This window comes from Cohnella sp. GCM10020058, from assembly GCF_042683485.1.
Lineage (GTDB): Bacteria > Bacillota > Bacilli > Paenibacillales > Paenibacillaceae > Cohnella.
Window position 1 is genome coordinate 55,921 of record NZ_JBHUJV010000008.1, and the last position, 20,594, is coordinate 76,514.

The window sequence follows — 20,594 nt, forward strand, 5'->3', positions numbered from 1 at the left end:
AATATAACATAAACAAAACTTCATAAAATTTTACAATGAGCGCGAGAACCCGCATAATAACAGGCTTCGCAACTGTTATGAGAATGAAATTAGACTTCTCTCAGCTTTGCGCGCCGAGTCCAATAGGTAAGACAAAGGGATAAAAATTATTCTGGGAGGTATTGAACATGGAAATGATGTCGAGCAACTACGCCGATTGTATTGAAGCATGTCTTGAATGTATGAAGGCATGTAACCACTGCTACAGTGAATGTTTGAACGAAGAGCACATTCACATGATGAAAGAATGCATTCGTCTTGATCGTGAATGCGCAGAAGTTTGCAGTGTCGCAGCAAATGCTATGTCCATGAGTGCATCGTATGCGAAGGAGATATGCAAACTTTGCGCTGATGTTTGTCAGGCCTGTGGAGATGAATGCAACAAGCATGATCATGAACACTGCAAGCGTTGCGCAGAAGCATGTTTTAAATGCGCAGAGGCGTGTCGCAAGATGGCAGCTTAATATACAGAAAAAGGGCGCAGCTTTTCGCCCTTTTTTTGTGCTTAAATGCCAGGGTGCGTTGAATATGAAGAGCCAGCGAGGCATTTGCGGAAAATCTATAGTATAATTTTGCGTACCATAGGGGGGTATAATATATTAATGGTGTGAGTAGATCATAACAAAGCTCAGCGACTTGATATCGGAGGGGCAGCATGAAAAAAACGATTCTTATCGTGGATGATGAGGAGAAGATTCGAGAGGTTCTTCTTTCTTATTTGCAACATAATGAATTTGATTGTGTAGAGGCAGCTACAGGAAAAGACGCTTTAATTACGATTGCCAAGGAACGTATTGCCCTGGTTATCCTGGATTTGATGCTGCCGGACCTATCTGGAGAAGAGGTTTGCCGAAAGATCCGCCAGATCTCTTCTGTTCCTATTTTAATGCTCACAGCAAAAATTGCAGATGAAAACCGCATCCACGGGCTCTCCATTGGTGCTGACGATTATGTTATCAAGCCCTTTAACCCAAGAGAAGTAATCGCGCGAGTGAAAGTGATCTTGCGGCGCACGCAAGATGATGCGCTCCTTAGCGATCACATATCGTTTGGTGATGGGGAACTGGTCATTGATGCACAAGTCCATGAGGTAACAAAATTAGGTGAGCAAGTAAACCTCACACCGAATGAATTCAAGCTGCTAGTAGCTATGGCAAAGCGTCCGGAGCGAGTATTTACACGCGAGCAACTCATTGATATCGTGCTCGGATACGAATTTGTAGGAGATGTGCGTACGATTGATCAGCATATTAAGAATCTTCGTCAGAAAATCGAAATGGATCCTAAATATCCCCAATATATCGTGACCGTTTATGGCGTAGGTTATCGTTTTGCGGGAGGAAATTGATATATGAAAAGTCTCTTTGCTCGATTGAGCTTTGCGTTTATGCTCATTACTTCCAGCATGTTGCTCGTATCAACACTGATGATTATTTTTCAGACTCATCGGCACTTTATCATGTTCACGGACCAGGAAATGGACATGAATGTAAGTTCCGATTCCTTTAACCACCATTTTGAACTGGCGATCATGCAATCCACTCTTTGGACCTTTGTCATTGGTATTTGTGTCACCGCTTTGGTGAGTGTGGTGGTTGCAAAGCGCATTACAACGCCGCTGATTGATATGAAACAAACTGCACATCAGATGGCCAAAGGAGAACTTAATGTTCGCACGCACGTAAACGGGGAAGACGAGCTCTCCGACCTTGGGCGATCGCTCAATCATTTAGCAGAGCAACTGGTAAGGCAAGAGCAGCTTCGGAAAACAATGACGGCAGATGTGGCGCATGAACTGCGCACACCCCTAGCGACGCTTAAAAGCCATATCGCGGCGATGCTGGATGGGGTATGGGAGCCGACGCCAAAGCGGCTTGCATCATGCTTTGAGGAAGTGGAACGTCTAACCCACTTAGTGGGCGACCTAAGTCATCTAACCGAGGTGGAGTCGCCGCATGCAAAACTTAAGCTAGAAACAGAAGACCTCACAGAATTGGTGGAGCATAATGCAGATGCTATGCGTCCGCTCTTTGTTCAGAGGGGCATTAGCTTAAACGTCGCTCCCCATAGTCCTGTATACGTGAGTCTTGATAAACAGCGTATAGGTCAGGTCATCACGAATTTACTATCCAATGCACTTAAATTCACACCGTCAGGTGGCACCGTGCGCATCGAAATAAGAACTGTCCAGGAGGGTATGACCGTCAGCGTGATAGATAGTGGTATTGGGATTAAAGAAAGCGAGCTTTCGATGGTATTTGAACGCTTTTATCGCGGCGAAAAATCCCGAAGCCGTAAAACCGGCGGAGCCGGAATTGGATTATCTATTGTAAAGGCAATTGTAGAGGCGCATGGTGGTACGATTAAGTTAGAAAGCAAAGTAGGAGTTGGGACGGAGGTACAGGTGTTCTTTCCTTCACAACTTCTTCAAAAGTAAAGGGTATAATGTTTTTTATGCCAATTGAGCCTAGATAGATATTTAGTCTCTTGCTGTGGGCTTTGCCGCTGTTAGGACATTCTGTTGTCGAAGGGAATTAAACGAATGGCAAAAAGCAAAGCGGCGGTTGTAGCAGTCTATATCGTCGTTGCGATATTAGGTATCCGGTACCATCAGGAACTTCTATTATGGCTTCAAAAGCCGGGGGCGCCGTCACTGCTCTCGGCTGTTTTGGCGGCAATGCTTGTAGCGCTCGTACCCGTAATCCCGTACGGAGTGGTTGGCGCTGTCATCGGAGTGAAGTTTGGATTGGTAGTGGGAGCTTTGATCAATGTTGCAGCTTCAACGCTTGCCGCGTTGATCATGTTTGTTCTTGTACGTGTATTTTTTGCAAGCGGCGCGCAAAAACTGCTTATAAGATATAAAAACATCGATCGCTTTACCGGTTATGTCGATCAGCACCCGTTCTTAGCGGTGCTATTTGCACGGCTGATTCCGATTATTCCGGCGCAAGCCGTTAATATTTATGCAGGAGTAAGTCGTATGTCTCAAAAGGTTTTTCTGCTAGCCACGATCATTGGCAAAATCCCAGTTATGATTACATTTACTATGGTGGGAGATCAATTCGTTAAGGATACCAAAAGTGTTTAATCGTCATAGCGGTATATACTGTCTTCTTGCTTCTTGTTATGGGGACGTATCGAATAATCCGTAATCGAACAATCGGAGGTTCCAATGAATAAACGAGTCACGATTTTGCTTTTAAGTGCATTTGCAGTCTTGCTTGCTGGGTGCGGCAAAGAAAATCTACAGTTGGAACACATTCACGGACTTGGCTATACAAGCGATGGTCAAACGCTGTTGATACCGGCACATACGGGCCTCATTGCTTTTTCAAACGATAAATGGAGTGAAGCAGAGGCGCAGAAACATGATTACATGGGCTTTGTAACCGTGGATAGTGGATTTTACAGCAGTGGGCATCCTGGAGCCGGTGGCAAGCTTGAGAACCCCCTTGGCATTATCCAGAGTTCGGATATGGGCAAGACGATCGCAACGCGAGGGCTTGCGGGTGAAAGCGACTTTCACCTCATGGCAGCCGGTTATCGGACGCATACCATTTATGTCTTCAATCCAACGCCAAACAGCAAGATGGATACGATGGGACTCTACTTCAGCAAAGATGACGCTTCAACCTGGATGAGGAGTCAGATGAATGGCATTACAACGGAGCCGTTGGCGCTGGCAACACATCCGACAGATAATAAAATAGTCGCAATCGGCACCGAGCAGGGCTTGTTTATATCGCAAAATGCTGGTGATGACTGCAGCAGCTGCTCGAAGGGAGAGCTGTAACCGCAGTAGCCTACGGAGTGAAAGGTGAATTGTTCGCAGCAGTAGCAAATGAGCGGATCATTTATCAAATACTGCAAAACGGGAATATCTTCAAAGAAATTGCTATCAAGGAAGTGGATCGAGAAGACATGGTCAGCTTTATCTCTCAAAATCCAGCCGACCCTTCTGAACTCTCTATCGCTACGATCAGAAGGAATGTTATTATTAGCCGCGACAATGGAAAGTCGTGGACGAAAATCGCCAACAAAGGAAAAACTACATAACGCTGTTGTCCTCTTTAGCTATGGTGATTACAAGTAGCCTGTTTGCCGTTTTCTAAAATCATCTAACTCAGCAGTTGCGGTCACAACCCAATCCTCTTATTTTAGGATTGGGTTAATTTCTAATAGATCCTGGTGGAAGCTTAAACATGGACTAGACATAGAAAACGAATCAAAATATATCTTGACTATAGGGTGGGGGGCTATACTATAATAAACCCGAGAACTCCGAATGAAATCCGTTACCACAAAACTTGACGGCCGTCACAGCGGTAAAGGAGATCAGGGAACCAATCGGTAGTTCATGATCAGATGGAGGTTAAATCATGTCTACACAATCTCAGGCATCGTCACAGGCCAATCCCAAACGTTGGAAAGCGTTGGCTCTACTGTGTATTGCGAACTTTATGGTCATTATGGATACGTCAATTATTGGGGTAGCGCTGCCGGCAATTAAGGAAGCGCTTGGGTACACACAAGAAAGTTTGCAGTGGGTATTTAATGCTTATGTCATTTTCTTTGGCGGGTTGTTGTTGCTTGGAGGTCGTCTATCGGATCTCTTTGGCCAACGAAACATCTTCATGTGGGGATTCTCCATTCTAACTCTGGCGTCTTTGCTTGCCGGACTTGCTTGGAGCGATGAGGTACTAAATGTTGGCCGCGCCTTACAGGGATTTGGCTCCGCCTTAATAGCACCTTCAGCTCTAACGATCGTCATGATGCTGTTTGGCGGGAATCCCAAGGAACTGGGCAAGGCTCTAGGATTCTGGGGGGCATCAGCCGCCGCTGGCGGATCGGCTGGAGTGTTTCTTGGAGGAGTCATCACCGAGTGGCTAAGTTGGAAATGGACATTCTTAATTAACGTTCCGGTAGGCATAATTGCTTTGCTCCTAGCTCCGGGCTTACTTGCGAAAGGGATACGCAGAAAAGGGAGCATAGACATTCTGGGCGCCATCTTCGTTACAGCAGCATTGGTACTGATCGTTTCTGGCATCGTGACTGCGGAACACCATGGATGGGGATCCCCATCCACCCTTTGGACAATTATTTCGGGAGCCGTACTTTTTGTTCTCTTCCTCATCATTCAAGCAGTGAAAAAAGAACCGCTCGTGCCGCTTCGGATCTTTAAAGCGCCTAATCTGGCTGCAGGTAATATCGCACTCATCATGCTTTCCGGCGGATGGATCCCTCTTTGGTATTTACTCAATCTTTACATGCAACAGGTTTTGAAGTTTTCGGCTTTCGCAGGCGGGGTGGCTTTGCTGCCGATGACGATTTTGATCGCTATTTTCATGATGTTTATCACAGGAAAATTAATTGGAAGGTTCGGCATGAAAGCTATTTTAGTCATCGGATTGATCGCGCTTGGAGTTTCGATGCTTCTATTCTCCGGAAACACGCCTATAAACGGCACTTTCGTCGAAAATATTCTTCCTGCATCACTACTGGGGGCGCTCGGGATGTCACTTGCCTATATCCCAGCAACGATGGCATCCATGTCAGGGGCCAAACCGGAAGATGCTGGCCTGGCATCCGGTCTTGCCAATACAAGTTATCAGATCGGCTCAGCTATTAGTTTAGCAATCATGGTTGCAATCGCTGCTTCTACGTCAGCATCTCAAACTGGAGTGGATCCGTTAACCGCTCTTAATGCCGGATTTCATCAAGCATTTTTCTGGTCCAGTATGGTTGCTTTTGCAGGAGCGATATTAGCGCTGCTTTTTATCCGCACCCCTAAACAAGGTGAACCAAGCGCCAATTCAGCGATGTAATGTGGGTTCCCTCCGGCCGAGTCAAATACTTGGCTGGAGGTTCGCCATATGTGTATAGGGGGCGGGGGTAAGTTATTATAAAGATAGATAGAGGAGGGTTTTATGAGCGTGGAGCTGGGAATGTTGGAAGAAGTAGCGAGCACAATTCAAGTTGTTGTTCGGCCGACCAAACGGGACGAAAAGTCATCACTCAGATAAAGTAATAAACATAATTATCCATTTAAATCGTATCGAAGGTCCTCAAGAGTAAGGAATCCATTTCACAGGAATGCTATAATCGCTAAACATTTAATTAAAGAAGGGTTGATGAAAAATGAAAAACATAACACTGCAAGTTTCAGGTATGAGTTGCCAGCACTGCGTAAATTCCATCGAAGGGGCACTTAAAGAAATCGGCGTAGCCGGAAAAGTCGATCTTCAGAATGGGTCCGTGGCTGTATCATTCGACGAAAATAAAATTTCAATTGAGCCTATTAAAAAAGCCATCGAAGAACAAGGATACGAAGTCGCGTAATTCATTGTGAGAGCAACCCATTTTGAAGAAACCAAATAAACGACTTTGCAAACCACGGGGATGACTTCTGCAGCATGCGCAAATCGCATCGAAACAATGTCAGAGGACAAGAAAATATATCGTATCTGATCCGCGTTTAACGCGGATTTTTTGTTGAAACGATAAAAATTCTTGTCCTGAGTCAAAGATTAGAACTTGTATCGTTATCCGACTGTGCTTCCCGAATCTTTGCTTGGCGTACTGGGAATGGCGCTTGCCTTTATTCCCGGGACTATTGCTTCAATGTCGGGGCGAAGCCGGCAGAAACGGCCTCGCATCGGGGATCTCCAATTCAAGCCATCAGATCGGTTCTGCGATTGGTCTTGCCCATCATGTCTGCGGTGGCAACCTCCTGGACAGGTGGTCATCTGGAGCAAGGGACAGAGCAAGTCACCGCAATGAACACCGGTTTCCATGCGGCATTCATCGGCGCTGTGATCGCCGCAGTCGCAGGCGCGGTCACCGCACTACTTTTCTTGAGGAAGCCGAAGCAATAAACATTGGCGATGACGAATCAGCATTGGCTGAACCGTTTTTGTATAGGGTAGGGGCCCTAGTGTACAATAAATGTGAGAAAGGAGTGATTTGAATGGAGCAACTTACACAAGATAATGCCCAGACGCATACTCACGATTCATGCGTCACTAACGGGCGGCAAAGTCACCATTCTGAAAAAACAAAAAACAATTTGATAAGCCGCCTCAACCGAATCGAAGGTCAGGTTCGGGGACTTAAGGGTCTGATTGAGAAGGATACGTACTGCGACGATGTGCTAAATCAAATTTCGTCGGTCCAATCTGCATTGAACGGTGTAGGAAAACTTCTTTTGGAACATCATATGAAGAGCTGTGTGATCGAGCGAATTCAAGATGGAGAGAACGAAGTGATCGACGAACTACTACTCACCATAAATAAACTTATAAAATAATGATTCCCTGGGATTCGTGAGAATCCCTTTTGTTTTAGATCAAAAATAGGGTTGGGGGGTAAACTAAAATTATATTGACAATATACAGTAGGGGGGTATATTATAAATGGCGGAGGTGCTTACAATAAACATTATGGAAGTGAACGTTGAAGAATCATGCTGTTCGCTGGTGGATGGACGAAGAAGTCATCATTCAAATGCCGTCAAATCGGATCTAACAACTCGACTGAATCGGATTGAAGGACAAATTCGCGGTGTGAAAGGCCTCATTGATAAAGACACATATTGCGATCAAGTGTTGAATCAAATTGCCGCCATTCAGGCTGCACTGAACAGCGTGCGAAAAGTTCTTTTAACAGGCCATCTTAAAGAGTGTGTAGTGGAGCGCATCCAACAAGGCGATGCCGAAGTCGTGGATGAGCTGCTACAAACCATTCAAAAGCTGATGAAATAAATACTACAAAAGTCAAAGGAGAAATGAACCATGAATAATGTAACGCTGAAAGTTGAAGGTATGTCTTGCGGGCACTGTGTCAATTCGATTGAAGCGGCTTTGAAAACAATCGGGGCAAGCGGCAAAGTCGATCTCTCGGGAGGAACGGTAGCCGTAGCATACGATGAAAGCCAACTGACGCTTGCTGCCATTAAGGAAACCATTGAAGAACAAGGATACGACGTGGTGTAACGAATCGGAAAAGAAACGGGGTGTTCGTGATGGAAGCAACCAGGCTGGAAAAGGAGCAAACGTCCCTGCAATTAACCGGTATGACATGCGCCGCGTGTGCAAACCGGATTGAGAAGGGACTAAGTAAGCTTGAAGGCGTGACGGAAGCCAACGTGAACTTTGCTTTGGAACGGGCGACAGTTACGTACGATCCGAAAAAAGTAAATGTCGCGCAAATGGAACAGAGCATTCAGAAACTCGGCTACGGTACGGCCAAAGAAGTCGTCGATTTCAAATTGGAAGGCATGACCTGCGCGGCTTGCGCCAATAAGATCGAAAAAGGCCTGGGCAAATTGCCCGGCGTCACGAACGCTTCCGTTAACTTCGCAATGGAAACCGCACGAGTCGAATACAACGCGGCCGATGTATCCATCGCCGACATGCAGCAGCGTGTGGAAAAGCTGGGCTATAAAGCGATAACGAAGCAAGACGAAGCCAATCCTGCGGAGCATCGCGAGAAAGCCATTTCAGGGCAAAAGCGCAAACTGTTGATTTCCGCGGTTCTTTCGCTGCCGCTGCTCTGGTCCATGGTCAGCCACTTTTCGTTCTTATCCTCGATCTGGATGCCGGAACTCTTCATGAATCCGTGGTTTCAATTGGCGCTCGCGACACCCGTTCAATTTTACATTGGCAAACAATTCTATGTGGGTGCGTTCAAAGCGCTGCGGAATAAGAGCGCCAATATGGACGTACTCGTCTCGCTTGGAACGTCGGCTGCGTATTTCTACAGCTTATACTTAACCATTGAATGGGCCTCAATGCGCGGCATGGCGCATCACGGTCCATCGATGTACTACGAAACGAGCGCGGTCCTGATCACTCTCGTTATTCTCGGGAAGCTGTTCGAGTCGCTGGCTAAAGGCCGTACATCCGAAGCGATCAAGACGCTGATGGGCCTTCAGGCGAAAACGGCTCTCGTTGTCCGGGACGGGCAGGAAATGACGATCCCGGTCGAAGACGTACTCGTCGGCGATATCGTGGTGGTGAAACCGGGGGAGAAGATTCCGGTGGATGGGGAAGTGCTGGAAGGAAGTTCTTCGGTCGATGAATCGATGCTGACCGGCGAAAGCATCCCGGTCGAGAAAAAAGCCGGCGACAGCGTGATCGGTGCTACCGTCAACAAAAACGGAAGATTGAGATTGAAAGCGACCAAAGTCGGCAAGGAAACCGCGCTTGCCCAAATCATTAAAGTCGTGGAAGAAGCGCAAGGCTCGAAAGCGCCGATTCAACGGGTAGCGGATGTCATTTCCGGAATCTTCGTGCCGATCGTCGTAGGGATTGCGGCTGCCGCATTTCTCGTTTGGTACTTCTGGGTGACGCCGGGCGATTTTGCAAATGCGCTTGAGAAGGGGATTGCGATCCTGGTCATCGCCTGCCCTTGCGCACTGGGGCTCGCTACTCCGACATCGATTATGGCGGGCTCCGGCCGCGCCGCGGAGCTTGGCGTGCTGTTCAAAGGCGGCGAGCATCTGGAATCCACGCACAAAATCGATGCGATCATTCTCGACAAAACCGGCACTGTAACGAAGGGGAAACCGGAACTTACGGATGTTGCCGCCGCAAATATAGACGAGCATGCTTTTCTACGCCTGGTTGGCGCCGCCGAGAAGGACTCCGAGCATCCGCTTGCGGAAGCGATCGTGGCCGGAATCCGGGCTAAAGGCATCGAGTTGCCGACAACGGAACAGTTCGAGGCGATACCGGGGTTTGGGATCCGTGCTGTCGTCGAAGGCAAAGAGGTTCTGGCCGGTACGCGCAAGCTGATGGCGAAATATGACGTTTCGGCGGTACAGGCGCTCGATCGGATGACGCAGCTTGAAGAAGATGGGAAAACGGCGATGCTGATCGCGATTGACGGAGCGTATGCGGGTCTCGTCGCGGTGGCCGATACGATTAAAGAAACGTCGAAGGAGGCCGTAACGAGGCTGAAGGAAATGGGCATAGAGGTGATCATGATCACCGGTGACAACGAACGCACCGCACGGGCGATTGCGGGACAAGTCGGCATCGATCATGTTCGCGCTGAAGTGCTTCCGGAAGGCAAAGCGGAAGAGGTGAAGAAGCTGCAAGCGCAGGGCAAAAAAGTGGCGATGGTCGGCGACGGCATCAATGACGCCCCCGCGTTGGCGACGGCAGACATCGGCATGGCAATCGGTACCGGTACGGACGTGGCCATGGAGGCCGCCGACGTCACTCTGATGCGCGGCGATCTGACGAGCATTCCGGATGCGATCTACATGAGCCGCAAAACGATGAGTAACATCCGGCAAAACCTCTTCTGGGCGCTCGGCTACAACACCCTCGGCATTCCGATTGCCGCGCTAGGACTGCTGGCCCCATGGGTTGCGGGCGCGGCGATGGCGCTCAGCTCGGTATCCGTCGTGCTTAACGCTTTGCGGTTGCAGCGTGTCAAAGTACGTTCTGCATCAAATTCGTAATGAATCGGAGTTGATCAAGCATGATTAAGAAAATCATCCTCGTCGCTGCGGCGATACTTGCGTTAAGCTTATTGGCCGCATGCGGCAAAGCAGGGGACCAGAATCACGCAGGTGGAAATAACCATGCCGGTCATAGAGCGAGCAGTGGTCAACCGAACGACGAAAAGCCGGTAGGCGAGAAGGGGGCGGAAGAGATGGATCACGGAAGCGGCCACGGCGGCCATGGCTCAAATGCAAAACCTACGGCAGAGAATCTTCAAGCATCGTTTGCCTTCCCTGCAGGCGCAGCAAAAGCAAATGAAGAAACGGAATTGACCATTCAGGTGAAGGATAAGGACGGAAACCCGGTAAATCAATATGATGTCAATCATGAGAAATGGCTTCATCTCATTATTGTCAATCACGATTTGTCTTTCTTTAGCCACATTCACCCAGAGTTTAAGGGAGACGGCACTTTTACGGTGAATACGTCGTTCCCGGCTGGCGGCGAGTACAAAGTGTTTGCGGATTTTATTCCGACTGGCGGAGCCAATACAACGCTCAGCGAGTGGGTAAAGGTGGAAGGCGAGGAAGGCACGCACACCGCGATTGTAGCTGACGCAAATCTGGTGAAAGAAGTCGATGGAAAGAAAATTGAGCTCTCTATGAGCGCCGCGAAACCGAAAGAAGACGTTACCTTGATCTTCAACATTCGCGACGCGAAGACGAAGAAGGGGATCAATGATCTGCAGCCTTATTTGGGCGCGGTCGGCCATGTCGTGATTCTTTCGGAGGATGCGAAACAGTATCTACATGTTCATCCGATCGATGAGAAAGCAACTGGGCCGGAGGCGAAATTCGCGACTTCTTTTCCGCAAAGCGGCACGTTCAAAATTTGGGGGCAATTTCAGCACAACGGCGAAGTGTTCACTGTGCCGTTCGTTGTAAATGTGAAGTAACAGATGCCTAGAGGGGGATTGATCATGGGAGACAAGACGAAACTGGCGGTATCGCCTCCGATTCAAGTCGGGGGCAGTCTCTTTACGCCGGATCAACTTGCAAAGATCGGTACGGTTGCCGGTTCAGACGCCAAAATTGAAATGACCTCGTTCAAGCAGCTTTACGTGGAAGTGCCTCTTGATCAGCGAGAAGCCATTCAGGATGAACTGGAGCACGCCGGCCTGGAAGTGTATCCGGCCGGGTTTGCAACGAAAAGCCTGATCGCCTGCAACTTTTGCAAAGGCGCGGAAGAAGCCGGTCTGGAGGCGGCTCGCATCTTGAATCGGGCGATCGCTGGCATTGCGACGCCCACGCCGCTGAAGATTGGCTACGCAGGCTGCGCACTGGGCACAAGCGAACCACTGGTGAAAGATATCGCTGTTGTCAAGATGAGGGACACGTTCGATATCTACGTTGGAGGAGAACCCAAGGGTGTCAAGGTTCTGACTGGACGGCTATTTGTCTCCGGCATAACGGAGGAACGACTTGTTCCTGTTTTATCTACGCTTATTGATTTCTACAAGCAACTAGCCAAAGGAAAAGAGAAGTTCAGCAAATTCGTAGACCGGATCACGCTGGAGCAATTGAAACAAATCGTCGCCTAAAGGAGCGAACTTCCATGCCGAAAATCGATCCGAAAGAACCAATCATAATTTACTCGATCCCGACCTGCAGCGACTGTCACTTTGCCAAACGCTATTTCAATGAGCATCAAGTTCCCTTTGTAGATTACGATTGCCAAGAAAATATCGAATATGCGAAAGAAGTTCTGGAACTGACAGGAAAGCAAGTCGTACCGACCATCGTCATCCAGGACCAGGTATATGTCGGTTTTGCCGAGAACTTGAATGAAATAAGTAAACTCCTTGAAGGCTAAATGACTATCGTTCAAAAAGGAGGTGAAAACCAATTAAAGAAGCAATCGTCCAAGTACAGGGTATGACTTGCCGTTCTTGTGTTCCTAATATTGAGGGTGCGATCCCTGGAATCGGCGCTGAAGGTCGCGTTAATTTTGAGCAGGGCACGGTAGATATTCGGTTTGACGAAGCCAAAGTTCAAATTTCCGAGATTCAGGAAGCCATTCAGAAAAAAGGATATAACGCCGTTCTGTTGTAATATATCGTTCATACGAATTCATCGGCTTTGTGGAAAATCTAATTGAAATTAGCGTTTTAAAGAGAAAACCCGGTCGAGCTTCGGCCGGGTTTGTTAAATCATACTGGAAAAAAAGCGAAGGAGCGTATAAGATGGCCCAATATACATGCGTGGACAAGGATACTTGCATTGCATGCGGAGCATGTGGAGCGGCGGCACCCGATATTTTCGACTACGACGATGAAGGCTTGGCCCACGCCATATTCAAGGGAGACGACAATCGTGGGATATCGGCGATCGACGAAAGTTTGTGGGAAGAATTGCAAGATGCGGTAGACGGCTGTCCCACCGATTCAATCAAGATGTCTGACAAGCCATTTTCCTAACTATAGAAAGACTTGCTTCGGGGGGATTAGAGAATGTACGACAAAATCAACACAAACTCGGACATAGCCACTATTGGAGGCGGTCCTGCTGGCATGTTCGCCGCCTTCTACGGCGGCATGAGACAGATGTCGGTTACGCTAATAGAAAGTATGCTGCAGCTCGGCGGCCAACTCACCGCTTTGTATCCGGAGAAGAATATCTACGACGTAGCCGGCTTTCCTAAAGTGAAAGCCCAGGAGCTTGTCGATCATTTAAAGAAGCAGATGGATTTGATCCGAACTGACGTCAGACTCGAGGAGAAGGTGGTGGCTGTGCGCAAGCTCGGTGAGCGATCGTTTGAGATCGTCACGGATCGCGCTATTCACCATGCGAAAGCCATCATCATCGCTGCGGGTGTCGGTGCCTTCGAGCCGCGCAGGTTGGAACTGCCGGAAGCCATGCGTTTCGAGAATTCGAATCTTCATTACTTCGTCAGCGATCTGGAGCGATTCCGTGGTAAGAAAGTGCTCATTAGCGGCGGTGGTGATTCCGCATTGGATTGGTCGCTGATGCTCGATCCGATCGCAGAGCGGGTGACGCTCGTTCATCGCCGTGATAAATTTCGGGCTCATGAGCATAGCGTCGAGTTGCTTATGCAGTCCAAAGTTAATGTCGTCGTGCCGATCGAGATTACGGCGCTTCACGGAGAGGAAAGCATCGAGCGGGTTGTGCTGACCGACGTGAAGACCCAAACGAAGACGCTGGTCGATGTTGACGAAGTCATCATAAATTTCGGTTTCGTTAGTTCACTGGGACCGATCCGAGAGTGGGGACTTGTCGTCGAAGGCGGTTCGCTCGTTGTCGATACGAAGATGGAGACGAACATTCCTGGCATTTTCGCGGTCGGAGATATCTCGACTTATCCGGGCAAGCTGAAGCTGATTGCCGTTGGCTTCGGAGAAGCGCCGACTGCCATTAACAATGCCAAAGTTTACATCGATCCGGCAGCCAAACTATCACCCGGGCATAGCAGCAATATGAAAATGTAAGTAAAAAGGGCATCTTTCCTTCGAGTAGGCCGGTTCGAATCCGGCTCGAAGGGAGGGTGTCCTCTTTTTTGTGACGGATCATCTAGGGAGCGTGAATGTTCCATTGCTCATTCCGAATACCGAAGGGAAATGATTGGACAAAATATCCTCACAAAGTTTGATGATGACTTCAGAAGCGAGAAACATTTCTAAAACAAATAAAATAGCCCGGGAGCCCCCGGGCGAATGAATCTGAAATATGGGGAATTAATTATCTATTCGGACTAAGAAGTGGAATAAAACTCAATTCCGCTTGTGAAAAACCCTGATCGTTTACAAGGTTTCCAAATTCATCGATACCATAGACGGTAACAAGCGCATTAGGTGTCGAAGAAGATATAACGTTAATCTGCACTTCATAGGCGACATTGCCACCAATGAAAAATGTCATTACTTCGTATGAATCCAAAGGAACGACAAAGGAAGATACATATGCGGTGTAAAAGGTGTCCGAGTTAACAGAAGCAAAAATTTTGACTACGATGCTTACAGGTAGAAATAAATCCAAATTTCTAACATTCAGAACGATATTGGATGCAGCTGTACCGGTATCTCTGGTATTGGTTACCGTACCTGTTGAAAAGGGCATATCCTTCCCCCCCTGAAATGGCATGCAGTATAGTATGTAATTTTTTACATAGTGCTTGGACAAATGTCTGATTCCTTTAAAGAAGCTCGAGCATAAATTATTTCATTTGAGGGAAGGTGTTCACTGCGGTATCCTTAGTTGAAATATTCTGTGCTTCATGCAAGCAAACAAAATGGATTCCAGTATCTAATCAGTACTTGCTCCCATACTCCAACAAGTATCCAGTTGCGGTATGTATCGATTGTGAGATCGAAATTCTAGAAAAGTTAAAAAAGCACGAAATACAAAAAAAGGATTTTGGTACCAAAAAGGAATAAAGCCACAGGAAACGGTCTGAAAATAGGCAGAAGTCGGTAGCGAGAAACAGTTCAAATCAGCTGAACTTTGCAGTAAATTAACGATAAACGATAATTCGTAAGCCGACGGCAGCCTAGGGATTTATTTCCAATTCCTAGGCTGTCGCTGGTTTATATTCGAGGCAGTCTAAAACTTATTATTTGATGCTTGACGGTTTAGCGATTCAGAAATCCGCGTAGGATCAATGAATCCAGTCAAAGCTTTATTTTCTTTGGACTCATTCCATATCAGCAATTTAAGAATAACTTGAAAATTTCAAATAAATGATGTATAACAACAACTGAGGTGATAATCATGGACGATGTCCGCCTAATGCTTCAGCAAATGTACCGGCGATTAGGGCTGTTGAATAAAAATTGTTGCTCAGTCGGTGGTCAAGAGCTTTCCTTAATTCAAAGTCAGATCCTCTATGAGATTGACCGGCAGCATCAGCGGTCGATGCAACAAATTGCGGCTACGCTTGGGGTGGAAATAACAGCTTTCAGTCATCAGATTCAAACGCTGATTCGCAAAAACTTGGTGGCCAAACACGCATCCGAATCGGATAAAAGAGTGTATGTTTTAACTTTGACGACAGAAGGGAAATTTGTCGCCACCGTTATCGATGAACAAATTACGGGTTATTTGAATCAGATTTTCGCCAGCATGAGTGAGACTGATAAGAATTCGGTTATTCAAGGATTGAGAATCTTAAACGAGTCCATGGAGAAACTTCCCGTATGCTGCGGATGATCCAAGAGCGAGAGCAGCTCCTCTTTTTATATACATTACTTGAAATATTCAACTAATGGAAAGGAGATCTTGCATATGATTGATTCGTTTGATGTTGTTGTTATCGGAGGTGGTCAGGCAGGACTGGCTTCAGGCTAATATCTCAAGCAAAGAAAAATGAAGTTTGTAATTCTTGAATCTGGGCAGCAGCCGGTTGGTTCTTGGCCACAGTATTACGATAGCCTCAAATTGTTTTCACCAGCCAGATTCTCTTCGCTCCCAGGAATGAAATTCCCAGGTAAGCCTGATGGTTATCCAACTAAGAATGAGGTAATCCAGTACTTTTCCAAATACAAAGAAGCCTTCGAGCTTCCGGTCCATTCTAATCGTCAGGTAACCAAAGTTGAGAAAGATGGAGCTTATTTTGTTACTCATACCACGGATGGGGAGAGTTACAGGTCAAAGGCTATTATTAATGCTACCGGTTCCTTCAGCAATCCCTATACGCCTCACATCCCTGGCCATAACCTTTATCAAGGGATATCCCTACACTCATCTGAATATAAAAGTCCTGAGACACTCAAGGGCAAACGAGTGGTTGTTGTCGGACGCGGCAATTCAGCCGTTCAGATCGCCGTGGAATTAGCAGATGTGGGAAATGTCAGCTTAGCCGTATTAAGGCCAATTCAGTTTATGAAACAGCGATTAGGAGGAAAAGACGCTCACTTCTGGTTGAGAGTTACCGGTTTCGACACATTCCCGTTCTGGCGGTTTGGACTCTCTGCCCCTAATCCCGGTTCAGTCATTGATCTAGATCGATATGAAGAACGAGTGAGTTCAGGGAATCCCAATCAAATTCAAATGTTTACTGCGTTAGACGCGGAAGGAGTGATCTGGCAGGATGGCAGTAAAGAGCGTGTAGATGCCGTCATCTGGGCGACAGGTTACCGTCCAGTACTTGGTCACCTTCAATCTCTTTCAGCCTTAGACGACCAAGGAGGCCCGTTACAACGTGCAGGAGTAAGCACTTCTGTACCTGGATTGTACTACGTAGGCCTATACGGGCAACGCTCCTTTGCATCTGCGACAATACGTGGAGTGGGTAACGATGCGAAATATGTCACCCGTAAACTGGTTCGACACCTAAGTCAGAATCGTTAAATCAAAAATATTTGATTTTGGGCTTGATATCGCGTTCTTTCTTGTGCTAATCTAAATTCATCAAAATAAATTGATGAATAGAGGGCTGCTAACATGCTGACTCCTTTTGCAATGGAATCTCAAATGAAAATGCAGGAAGAGGCGACGGAAAAAGACTCCCGTCAAAGTTGGATGTGGATGCAAGATCGAGCTCACAATGGGCACTCGAATCGTATTAACCACGAAGGGGCTTTACTTGCCGCTAACCAACCTGTTATGGCTTGCTGTCCGGCTTGCTGCTAAAGGGGGCATCTACATGATAAAAGAACTTCCAGTCAACATCGTGACAGGAGATCCTGTAGAATTTTCCAAGTATGAAGCCAAATTTAAGGCACTAGCCGACCAAAAGCGCCTGCAAATCATGTATGAGCTTACCCAAAAAGGAAGCGTATGTGTCTGCGATCTTACGGAAATCGTTGATATGTCTCAATCTAAGCTTTCTTATCATCTGAAGATTTTGCTTGATGCTGAATTAATCACACGCGAAACCAAGGGCACTTGGAGCTACTATGAGCTCAATCATGCCGAAGTAAACCGTCTGCTCTCTCCTGAGCTATGCTGTATTTTCCGTAAAGAAGATGTGCGCCAAAGAGATTGCTGTTCGTGATCTCCCTTACGGGACTTCGATTGTTTTATTAATCAAAAATTATTGATTTAAAGGAGCGATTACGATGAGCCAGGTACAAAATGATGAAGTACGAGAACATGTACGAAATCGCTATAAACAAATTGCTATCCACAGCAACTCGGATTCGAGTTGTTGCTCTCCAAGTGTTTCAACAAGCTCATCAAGCTTCTGCGGGACATCGGATGAAGTGTCCGCCAAACTAGGTTACTCCGAGCAAGAGCTATCGGCGGTACCTGAGGGCTCTAATTTAGGTCTCGGCTGCGGCAACCCACAAGCGATCGCTGCATTGAAGCCTGGAGAAGTCGTACTTGATCTTGGCAGCGGCGCAGGCTTTGATTGCTTCTTGGCCTCTAAGCAAGTCGGGGACACAGGAATGGTGTACGGAGTGGATATGACTCCTGAAATGGTTAGCCGCGCACGCAGTAATGCAAAAAACAACGGATATTCTAATGTTGAATTTCGACTTGGCGAGATCGAACACTTGCCGATATCGGATAATTCAATTGACGTCATAATCTCAAACTGCGTTATCAATTTGTCTCCGGATAAAAAGCAGGTTTTTAACGAAGCATATCGTGTTTTAAAACCGGGAGGCCGGCTAGCGATTTCAGATATTGTAACTACTGCTGAATTGCCCACGGAGATTAAAAATAACTTGGACTCCCTCGCAAGCTGCATTTCTGGAGCTTCAAGTGTGGAGGATGTCAAAGCTATGCTTCAATCGAGCGGGTTTGTAAATATTGTTGTGGAGCCCAAGGATGAGTCTCGTCAATTTATTAAGGATTGGGAACCCGGCGCAAACATAGAAGAATTTATTCAATCTGCCGTTATAGAAGCAGTCAAGGCTTAAGGCTAAGGGGCATTCGAGAAGCAAAAATGACGTTATCAATTTGATAACGTCATTTTTTATTGATGAGCAATAAAGCATCTTTTACAATTCTTGAAATTACTTTTAGATGCTCTAGGGAGGCTTTGTGTAACCCAATCGTGATGTTCTCTATAAGATCTGTTTTTTCTGTATATGTTCGTTTTGCTCCGGCTTCAAAAAACTCGAATGGTGAGATATTTAGAGCAGTGGCTAGATCATTCAAAGTGTCTAACGTCGGATTAGCCTCTCCTCTTTCAATTTTGCCTAAGTATGACGGATCTAATTTAATTACTCTACCGAGTTCCGCCTGAGATAGACCTCGAATTTTACGTTGTTCTCTTACCTTTCTTCCCACGTGCAGCAAGAGATTGGACATCGAACTCACCTCTCTTTAAGAGTAGGCAAGTTAAATGAAAGTATGAAGAGTCTGATACTACCTATTACCATTTGTAAAACGGCAATATAATACCTAGAATATAAAGTAGATTATTTTTAAAAAAAGGAGAGTTTACGCGTTGAATATGCTACCTAGTCCAGTCGTCATAGAGAATGTAATTCAATGCAAGATGCGTGGAAAAGTCGCGTACCAAAGTCATATTCCCGCGTCCTTAGGTGTACAGTTAACCTATGTTAAACCATTTGATATGCCATCCGGTAAGGGATACCAGAGGCCGGTGGATATCAAAAGATGTGAGGACTTCGCCAATTACTTGTCCAAAGGCGAAGATGCACTTTTTACACCGATTCTGCTCAACGCTGCGTCTAATTGGGATTTCGTTTCATACGATAAGCAACGTCCTAGCTATGGAAGGCTTATTTGTAAAGGAAAAGCATCATTGATGGATGGCCAGCACAGAATGGGTGGAATTCAGAAGTATATTGCTGAGACGAATTCTGATTTGAATGTTCCGTTCCTTGCGTTTCATTCGTTGGATGAAGATGAGGAAGTAAAGCTGTTTGATACGATTAATACCAAAGCAAAAGGGATCGGACCTTCCTTAAGTAAATTTCTGCGAAGAGACTCTGATGATATTAGTTGGGTCGCAACTGAATTAATGGTTCGGAAGGACAGCCCCTTTTATAATATAGGGACGATTATAGGTAAACGAAGTAAGGGGCGCCATGTAACGCTGCAGAACGTTTATCGAACTTTGCATTTGTTGACCGCTGATTATAGAATTTCTAGTTTATCTAAGCAAGAAAAACTAACGGTTGCATTGAGCTATTACGATGCAATCCGGCAGGCCTTTTCAACAGAGTGGTCGGATTATAAAGAATATCGACTAACGCACATTGTCTGTCTAGATGCGTTATCCATTGTAGGTCATAAGGTTTTGCTGCAGTGCATGCCTGAAGGTAAAAAACATGTTGATCTAGCTGCTATATCTAAATATATTAAGAAACTTTCCGTGGACTGGTCTGCCCAAGGACCGCTCAAATATTTAAAAGGTATGAGTGGGTCCAGGACGCTTGCATCGGATCTTAAAGAACAAATGCTTCCCGGTTAGGGGAAGCTTTTTTTCAATTTCGAGAGAGGGACAGTATCCCATTCTCGTTTAGAGGTTCAATTTAGCCCCTTCGGCGAGCTCCCGAACATGATAAAGTAGCACTCAACGCCCCGTGCGCGTGAGGGAAGAAGAAGTCCTGTCAGTTTCCAATCCGCGTGATCAGGTATTGCGGATTCAGACAAATACAAGGAATGGGAAGGAAATCTGAGGATCGACGAGTACGGATACTGCAGCTTCCTGGCTGGCTCAAGGAGTGGAACAGATATGAATCAGAATAACTCTTCGCAACGTTCAATTAAAGATGTATATAAGAAGGCTGTAATTGAAAAGATAAAACAAAGTATGGATCTGGATGAATCCCAAGCCGGACAGCTTTTTGAAAAATACTATCAATCCGTTTACAAGTACTGGGGAATGGAACCCAATGCTGAAGATTTCGCCGAAAAAATTCTGAATATAAATGAATTGACTAATCGGTTAGGTGCAAAAATAATAAAAAACGTTACCCCAACTGCAAGTATTCTTGAAAGAGAGAAGTTAATTGAGCGTATCAAAAATTTGCCGGATGAAAAGTTATTGCTTATTGAAGAGTTTTTAAAAAAGATTATCCCTCAACGGTGATTACCCTGCCCTCCCGGAACGACCGCAGTCGCGCAGCTTCGAAAAGCCTTCAGGCTCGTCCGGACTTGCTTCATGATG

25 protein-coding genes and 1 pseudogene are annotated in these 20,594 nt (G+C 46.4%); 24 read left to right on the forward strand and 2 right to left on the reverse strand.

From position 1 onward, the window contains the following. Nucleotides 1-176 precede the first annotated feature (176 nt). The 18 genes from ACFSR7_RS12760 to ACFSR7_RS12845 all read left to right on the forward strand — a co-directional run bounded on the left by ACFSR7_RS12760 (nucleotide 177) and on the right by ACFSR7_RS12845 (nucleotide 13,995). On the forward strand, nucleotides 177-503 hold the full coding sequence (locus ACFSR7_RS12760; protein WP_378163039.1) for a four-helix bundle copper-binding protein: 327 nt from the start codon (nucleotides 177-179) through the stop codon (nucleotides 501-503). A gap of 191 nt (nucleotides 504-694) precedes the next feature. Beyond that, nucleotides 695-1,387, forward strand: coding sequence for a winged helix-turn-helix domain-containing protein (locus ACFSR7_RS12765; protein WP_378162043.1), 693 nt, complete (start codon nucleotides 695-697; stop codon nucleotides 1,385-1,387). A gap of 3 nt (nucleotides 1,388-1,390) precedes the next feature. Next, entirely contained in the window at nucleotides 1,391-2,476 is a 1,086-nt protein-coding gene (locus ACFSR7_RS12770; protein WP_378162045.1) for a sensor histidine kinase, read from the forward strand. 105 nt (nucleotides 2,477-2,581) lie between these two features. Then, on the forward strand, nucleotides 2,582-3,127 hold the full coding sequence (locus ACFSR7_RS12775; protein WP_378162047.1) for a TVP38/TMEM64 family protein: 546 nt from the start codon (nucleotides 2,582-2,584) through the stop codon (nucleotides 3,125-3,127). An 84-nt stretch (nucleotides 3,128-3,211) separates the two neighbouring features. Continuing rightward, nucleotides 3,212-3,832, forward strand: coding sequence for a F510_1955 family glycosylhydrolase (locus ACFSR7_RS12780; protein ID WP_378162050.1), 621 nt, complete (start codon nucleotides 3,212-3,214; stop codon nucleotides 3,830-3,832). 29 nt (nucleotides 3,833-3,861) lie between these two features. Next, the gene (locus tag ACFSR7_RS12785) at nucleotides 3,862-4,095 is read left to right on the forward strand and encodes a hypothetical protein (protein WP_378162052.1); all 234 of its coding nucleotides are present in this window, start codon (nucleotides 3,862-3,864) and stop codon (nucleotides 4,093-4,095) included. 323 nt (nucleotides 4,096-4,418) lie between these two features. Further along, on the forward strand, nucleotides 4,419-5,864 hold the full coding sequence (locus ACFSR7_RS12790) for an MFS transporter (protein ID WP_378162053.1): 1,446 nt from the start codon (nucleotides 4,419-4,421) through the stop codon (nucleotides 5,862-5,864). Between the two features lie 313 nt (nucleotides 5,865-6,177). After that, on the forward strand, nucleotides 6,178-6,378 hold the full coding sequence (locus ACFSR7_RS12795; RefSeq protein ID WP_378162055.1) for a copper ion binding protein: 201 nt from the start codon (nucleotides 6,178-6,180) through the stop codon (nucleotides 6,376-6,378). Nucleotides 6,379-7,006: 628 nt separating this feature from the next. Further along, entirely contained in the window at nucleotides 7,007-7,345 is a 339-nt protein-coding gene (locus ACFSR7_RS12800) for a metal-sensitive transcriptional regulator (protein ID WP_378162057.1), read from the forward strand. Nucleotides 7,346-7,451: 106 nt separating this feature from the next. Then, complete coding sequence (locus tag ACFSR7_RS12805; RefSeq protein WP_378162059.1) at nucleotides 7,452-7,799, forward strand: metal-sensitive transcriptional regulator; 348 nt, start codon at nucleotides 7,452-7,454, stop codon at nucleotides 7,797-7,799. A gap of 30 nt (nucleotides 7,800-7,829) precedes the next feature. Continuing rightward, nucleotides 7,830-8,030, forward strand: a complete 201-nt coding sequence (locus ACFSR7_RS12810) for a cation transporter (protein ID WP_378162061.1) — start codon at nucleotides 7,830-7,832, stop codon at nucleotides 8,028-8,030. A gap of 29 nt (nucleotides 8,031-8,059) precedes the next feature. Further along, entirely contained in the window at nucleotides 8,060-10,507 is a 2,448-nt protein-coding gene (locus tag ACFSR7_RS12815) for a heavy metal translocating P-type ATPase (protein ID WP_378162063.1), read from the forward strand. A gap of 20 nt (nucleotides 10,508-10,527) precedes the next feature. Next, on the forward strand, nucleotides 10,528-11,445 hold the full coding sequence (locus ACFSR7_RS12820) for a hypothetical protein (RefSeq protein WP_378162065.1): 918 nt from the start codon (nucleotides 10,528-10,530) through the stop codon (nucleotides 11,443-11,445). Between the two features lie 24 nt (nucleotides 11,446-11,469). After that, nucleotides 11,470-12,090, forward strand: a complete 621-nt coding sequence (locus tag ACFSR7_RS12825) for a nitrite reductase (protein WP_378162067.1) — start codon at nucleotides 11,470-11,472, stop codon at nucleotides 12,088-12,090. 14 nt (nucleotides 12,091-12,104) lie between these two features. After that, nucleotides 12,105-12,362 (forward strand): glutaredoxin family protein, encoded by a 258-nt coding sequence (locus ACFSR7_RS12830; protein WP_271755246.1) that lies wholly within the window; start codon nucleotides 12,105-12,107, stop codon nucleotides 12,360-12,362. Between the two features lie 44 nt (nucleotides 12,363-12,406). Further along, entirely contained in the window at nucleotides 12,407-12,601 is a 195-nt protein-coding gene (locus ACFSR7_RS12835; protein WP_378163041.1) for a heavy-metal-associated domain-containing protein, read from the forward strand. 131 nt (nucleotides 12,602-12,732) lie between these two features. After that, a complete protein-coding gene (locus ACFSR7_RS12840; protein WP_271755245.1) occupies nucleotides 12,733-12,966 on the forward strand; it encodes a ferredoxin in 234 nt (77 codons plus the stop codon). 33 nt (nucleotides 12,967-12,999) lie between these two features. After that, on the forward strand, nucleotides 13,000-13,995 hold the full coding sequence (locus tag ACFSR7_RS12845) for an NAD(P)/FAD-dependent oxidoreductase (protein ID WP_378162070.1): 996 nt from the start codon (nucleotides 13,000-13,002) through the stop codon (nucleotides 13,993-13,995). Between the two features lie 250 nt (nucleotides 13,996-14,245). On the opposite strand, the gene ACFSR7_RS12850 is transcribed toward ACFSR7_RS12845, so the two are convergent. After that, complete coding sequence (locus ACFSR7_RS12850; protein WP_378162072.1) at nucleotides 14,246-14,623, reverse strand: hypothetical protein; 378 nt, start codon at nucleotides 14,621-14,623, stop codon at nucleotides 14,246-14,248. Nucleotides 14,624-15,274: 651 nt separating this feature from the next. Here ACFSR7_RS12850 and ACFSR7_RS12855 point away from each other — a divergent pair. The 4 genes and pseudogenes from ACFSR7_RS12855 to ACFSR7_RS12870 all read left to right on the forward strand — a co-directional run bounded on the left by ACFSR7_RS12855 (nucleotide 15,275) and on the right by ACFSR7_RS12870 (nucleotide 18,369). After that, nucleotides 15,275-15,712: a MarR family winged helix-turn-helix transcriptional regulator gene (locus tag ACFSR7_RS12855; protein ID WP_378162074.1), complete on the forward strand. Its 438-nt coding sequence runs from the start codon at nucleotides 15,275-15,277 to the stop codon at nucleotides 15,710-15,712. A 153-nt stretch (nucleotides 15,713-15,865) separates the two neighbouring features. Further along, nucleotides 15,866-16,852: pseudogene (locus tag ACFSR7_RS12860) on the forward strand (flavin-containing monooxygenase); the annotation flags it as partial. 295 nt (nucleotides 16,853-17,147) lie between these two features. Then, a complete protein-coding gene (locus ACFSR7_RS12865; protein WP_378162076.1) occupies nucleotides 17,148-17,498 on the forward strand; it encodes an ArsR/SmtB family transcription factor in 351 nt (116 codons plus the stop codon). Between the two features lie 64 nt (nucleotides 17,499-17,562). Further along, nucleotides 17,563-18,369 carry an arsenite methyltransferase gene (locus ACFSR7_RS12870; RefSeq protein ID WP_378162078.1) on the forward strand — a complete coding sequence of 269 codons (807 nt, stop codon included), beginning with the start codon at nucleotides 17,563-17,565 and terminating at the stop codon, nucleotides 18,367-18,369. 49 nt (nucleotides 18,370-18,418) lie between these two features. Here the strand turns inward: ACFSR7_RS12870 and ACFSR7_RS12875 are convergent, their stop codons facing one another. Continuing rightward, nucleotides 18,419-18,763 (reverse strand): helix-turn-helix domain-containing protein, encoded by a 345-nt coding sequence (locus ACFSR7_RS12875; RefSeq protein WP_378162079.1) that lies wholly within the window; start codon nucleotides 18,761-18,763, stop codon nucleotides 18,419-18,421. 145 nt (nucleotides 18,764-18,908) lie between these two features. Between ACFSR7_RS12875 and ACFSR7_RS12880 the strand changes: the two genes are divergently transcribed. After that, nucleotides 18,909-19,895, forward strand: a complete 987-nt coding sequence (locus tag ACFSR7_RS12880; protein WP_378163042.1) for a DGQHR domain-containing protein — start codon at nucleotides 18,909-18,911, stop codon at nucleotides 19,893-19,895. A 264-nt stretch (nucleotides 19,896-20,159) separates the two neighbouring features. Then, nucleotides 20,160-20,516: a hypothetical protein gene (locus ACFSR7_RS12885; RefSeq protein ID WP_378162081.1), complete on the forward strand. Its 357-nt coding sequence runs from the start codon at nucleotides 20,160-20,162 to the stop codon at nucleotides 20,514-20,516. Nucleotides 20,517-20,594: the final 78 nt, after the last annotated feature.